Annotated in this window: 5 protein-coding genes; 4 read left to right on the top strand and 1 reads right to left on the bottom strand. The window is 75.0% G+C overall.

Annotation, left to right across the window (positions count from 1 at the left end; all coding sequences use genetic code 11):
• The first annotated feature begins 44 nt into the window (after positions 1-44).
• Together NH339_RS17950 and NH339_RS17945 are read left to right on the top strand one after the other, a co-directional pair.
• Positions 45-644 (top strand): TIGR00730 family Rossman fold protein, encoded by a 600-nt coding sequence (locus NH339_RS17950; RefSeq protein ID WP_253027359.1) that lies wholly within the window; start codon positions 45-47, stop codon positions 642-644.
• A 7-nt stretch (positions 645-651) separates the two neighbouring features.
• Positions 652-1,056 carry an NUDIX domain-containing protein gene (locus NH339_RS17945; RefSeq protein WP_253027358.1) on the top strand — a complete coding sequence of 135 codons (405 nt, stop codon included), beginning with the start codon at positions 652-654 and terminating at the stop codon, positions 1,054-1,056.
• A 7-nt stretch (positions 1,057-1,063) separates the two neighbouring features.
• Here NH339_RS17945 and NH339_RS17940 read toward each other — a convergent pair whose 3' ends face one another.
• Positions 1,064-1,432: an RNA-binding S4 domain-containing protein gene (locus NH339_RS17940; protein WP_253027357.1), complete on the bottom strand. Its 369-nt coding sequence runs from the start codon at positions 1,430-1,432 to the stop codon at positions 1,064-1,066.
• Between the two features lie 38 nt (positions 1,433-1,470).
• Between NH339_RS17940 and NH339_RS17935 the strand changes: the two genes are divergently transcribed.
• Together NH339_RS17935 and NH339_RS17930 are read left to right on the top strand one after the other, a co-directional pair.
• Positions 1,471-1,734 carry an RNA-binding S4 domain-containing protein gene (locus NH339_RS17935; protein WP_256475813.1) on the top strand — a complete coding sequence of 88 codons (264 nt, stop codon included), beginning with the start codon at positions 1,471-1,473 and terminating at the stop codon, positions 1,732-1,734.
• Positions 1,731-2,366: spermidine synthase (locus NH339_RS17930; protein WP_253027356.1), on the top strand; the 636-nt coding region annotated here is incomplete at its 3' end. The genes NH339_RS17935 and NH339_RS17930, both read left to right, overlap by 4 nt.

The following is a 2,366-nucleotide window of genomic DNA, read 5'->3' as shown; positions in this document are numbered from 1 at the left end:
CCGCAGGCCGTCGCCGCGCTGCGCGAGGCGCTCGAGGACGACGCGTGAGCGGCGCCCTCGGCGCGGTCGCCGTGTTCTGCGGCTCCAGCCACGGTACGAGCCCGGCGTACGCGGCGGCGGCCGAGCACGTCGGACGGACGCTCGCCGAGCGGGGCACCACCGTCGTCTGCGGCGGCGGACGCGTCGGGCTCATGGGGACCGTGGCCGACGCCGCGCTCGCCGCAGGCGGCACCGTGGTGGGCGTGATCCCGCGGTCGCTGCACGACCGCGAGCTCGCGCACACCGGCTGCACCGAGCTGCACGTCGTCGACACCATGCACGAGCGGAAGGCGCTCATGGCCGACCTCGCCGACGCGTTCCTCGCCCTGCCCGGCGGTGCCGGCACCCTCGAGGAGGTCGCCGAGCAGTGGACCTGGGCGCAGCTCACCATCCACGCGAAGCGGTCCGGGTTCCTCGACGTGGAGGGCTTCTGGTCACCGATGCGGGCCATGCTCGACCGGATGGTCGCGGACGGGTTCGTACGCGAGGAGCAGCAGCACATCGTCACCATCGACCCCGACCTCGACACGCTGCTCGACGTGCTCGCGTCGGCGCCGACGTGGACCGACAAGTGGGGCGGCACGTTGCCGTCGCCGACCCCGTGAGCCGACCGTGACCGCGCGTCCGGTCATCGAGGTCGTCGCGGCGCTCGCCACGCGCGCGGACGGTCGCACGCTCCTCGTGCGCAAGCGCGGGACCGTCCTCTTCATGAACCCGGGCGGGAAGCCCGAGGCGGGGGAGTCCCACGTCGAGGCCCTGGTCCGCGAGCTGGCCGAGGAGCTCGGTCTGGTCGTCGACCCGGCCCGGCTCGAACCACTCGGCACCATCCGCACGGTGGCCGCGAACGAGGCGGGACACGACCTCGTCGCGCACTGCTTCGCCCTGCGGCTCGACGACCCGGCCCACCGGGTGGCGGCGGAGATCGAGGAGGCCCGCTGGGTCGACCCGCACACCCCCGACGTCGCCCTGGCACCGCTCGCGGCCGAGCACCTGCTGCCGCTGCTCACCGGCCGCTGACCAGGGCTCAGCGACCGCGGAAGCGATCCATCTCGCGACGCTCGCGCTTGGTCGGCCGTCCGGCACCGCGGTCACGACGGGGCATGGCGAGTCGTTCCTCCCGCGGCGGGGGCGGTGGTGTGTGGTCGGTGTAGCACTCGACCGCCACGGACGCGCCCACCCGCTTGGACAGCACCCGCCGCACCTCGACGACCCGGGGACCTCCGGGCGTGGTCGCCTCGACGCGGTCGCCGACGTGCACCGGCTGCGAGGGCTTGGCGCGGCGGCCGTTCACGTGCACCTGCCCGCCCTTGCACGCGGCGCTCGCCGCGGAGCGCGACGCGAACAGGCGCACCGACCACACCCACACGTCGGCGCGCACGCTGCTCGGTTCCACCCGTCCACCCTAGGCGCGCCCGGCCTAGGCTGGACGTCATGACGCGACCGGACGACGTGGAGACCATCACGATCACGAGCGACATGATCCGGCTGGGTCAGCTCCTCAAGTTCGCGGACGTCGCCGAGTCGGGCGCCCAGGCCGGTGCGCTCGTCACCTCGGGCGACGTGCAGGTCGACGGCGAGGTCGAGACACGTCGCGGCCGCCAGCTCGGCGACGGTGCCGTCGTCACGGTGGCCCTGCCCGGCGGTGCGCGCGTGCTGCGCGTCGTCACCGGTGACGACGTCGACGTTCCCTGGTGACCCGGGTGGTGGAGGTGGTCCCCGACCGGGACCGCCCGCGCGCGGCGACGGTGCGGGTCGACGGCACCGAGCAGTCGCACGTCGACCTCGACGACCCGACCCACCTCGAGTTCGACTACGTGCGCCGCATGGCCGACGTCGTCGACACGGCCTGGGCGCCGGGTGTCCAGGTCCGCACGCTGCACGTCGGCGGGGCGGGCATGACGCTGGCGCGCTACGTGGGCGCCACGCGCCCGCGCTCCCGCCAGCTCGTGCTCGAGCCCGACGCCGAGCTGACGGCGCTCGTCCGGGCGGAGCTGCCGCTGCCCGAGCGGAGCGGCATCCGCGTGCGCGCCGAGGACGGACGCACCGGCGTCGCGAGCCTGCGGGACGCCGCCTACGACCTCGTCGTGGTCGACGCGTTCGCGGGGGCGCGCGTCCCGGCCGACCTCGTCACGCGCGAGTGGTACGCCGACGTCGCGCGGGTGGCCGGACCGCAGGGGCTGGTGCTGCTCAACCTCGCCGACCGGGCACCGTTCCCGTTCGTCCGGGACGCGCTGCGAGCCGTCGAGACCGCCCTGCCGCACGTCGTCGTCAGCGCGGAGCCGGCGACGCTCAAGGGTCGGCGCCACGGCAACGTGCTCGTCGTCGCC

This window comes from Aeromicrobium sp. CnD17-E (genome assembly GCF_024124745.1).
Lineage (GTDB): Bacteria > Actinomycetota > Actinomycetes > Propionibacteriales > Nocardioidaceae > Aeromicrobium.
This window is presented reverse-complemented; position numbering and strand designations above follow the sequence as displayed.

Coding starts and splice junctions, on each gene's coding strand:
- NH339_RS17935 (WP_256475813.1), top strand. CDS start 1,471: ATGACGCGACCGGACGACGTGGAGACCATCACGATCACGAGCGACATG.